We start from the raw sequence: 1,520 nt of genomic DNA on the forward strand, positions 1-1,520 counted from the left end.
CTGGGCGCTGCCGGTGCTGCTGCGCCAGGGCGAACTGGCCGAAGCGCGCCAGGAACGTTTCTGGTCGATGGTTCCCGGCGCGCGCCTGGACGACCCACGCATCGCCCGCGCGCCGCGCCAACGTGAAGCCCTCGCCACCCTGGCGCAGCACCCCCACGGCGTGGCTCATCAGCTATTGAGCAAGCTGATGCTGAGCAAGGACAGCCTCGACCTGCTGCTGGCCAAGGGGCTGGTGCAGGTGGAGATCCGCAAGCACGCCCCCGACCCGCGCCATGAACACTGGCTGGCCCAGCCGGAGCTGCCGCTGAACCCCGAACAACGCGCCGCCTATGAAGCGATCCGCGCAGGGTTCGACAGTTTCCATGCGTTCCTGCTGGCCGGCGTCACCGGCAGCGGCAAGACCGAAGTGTATTTGCAGTTGATCCGCGAAACCTTGCAGGCCGGCAAACAGGCGCTGGTGCTGATCCCCGAGATCAACCTCGGCCCGCAAACCCTGGCGCGTTTCGAACAGCGTTTCAACGCCCGCATCGCCCTGGTGCACTCGGCGGTCAACGACCGTGAGCGCCTGGAGTCATGGCTGGCGGCGCGGGACGGCGAAGCCGACATTATTATCGGCACGCGCTCGGCACTGTTCACCCCGATGAAAAATCCGGGCCTGATCATCATCGACGAAGAGCACGACGGCTCGTATAAACAACAGGAAGGCCTGCGTTACCACGCCCGCGACCTGGCCCTGGTGCGTGCGCGCCAGGAAGACATCCCGATTGTGCTGGGTTCGGCCACGCCTTCCCTGGAAAGCCTGCATAACGCCTACACCGGTCGTTATGGCCTGCTACGCCTGAATGAACGCGCAGGTGGCGCCAAGCAACCGCGTTTCCTGCGCCTGGATGTCAAAAGCCGACCGCTGGACAGCGGTATTTCCGGCCCGATGCAGCAAGCCATCGGCCAGACCCTCGCCGCCGGCCAGCAAGTCCTGGTGTTCCTCAACCGCCGCGGTTTTGCGCCGACGCTGTTGTGCCATGACTGTGGCTGGATGTCCGAATGCGAGCGTTGCGATGCGCGCATGACCGTGCATCAGCGCTACGGCGAACTGCGCTGCCACCACTGCGGCCATGTGGAACCTGTGCCCCGCCACTGTCCACAATGCGGCAAGGTCGACCTGCGCCCGGTCGGCGCGGGCACCGAGCGCGCCGAAGAGCGCCTGGGCATTCTGTTCCCGGATTACCCGGTGCTGCGGGTGGACCGCGACAGTACGTCGCGCAAAGACGCGATGAACCAACTGTTCGCCACCATCCAGAAAGGCCAGCCGTGCATCCTGGTCGGCACGCAGATGCTTGCCAAAGGGCATCACTTTCCACGGGTGACCCTGGTGTCGATCCTGGATGCCGACGGTGGTTTATTCTCCGGCGACTTCCGCGCCAGCGAGCGCATGGCGCAGCTGATCGTGCAGGTCGCCGGCCGCGCAGGGCGCGCCGAAGAGCCGGGCCGAGTGATTATCCAGACGCACCTGGCCGACCACC

1 protein-coding gene is annotated in these 1,520 nt (G+C 65.7%); it reads left to right on the forward strand.

Annotation, left to right across the window (positions count from 1 at the left end; translation table 11 throughout):
- On the forward strand, positions 1 to 1,520 hold a 1,520-nt coding region (locus BFP96_RS00395; protein WP_065935365.1), incomplete at both ends, for a primosomal protein N'.

This window comes from Pseudomonas sp. 34 E 7 (genome assembly GCF_900005715.1).
Classification (GTDB): Bacteria; Pseudomonadota; Gammaproteobacteria; order Pseudomonadales; family Pseudomonadaceae; genus Aquipseudomonas; species Aquipseudomonas orientalis_A.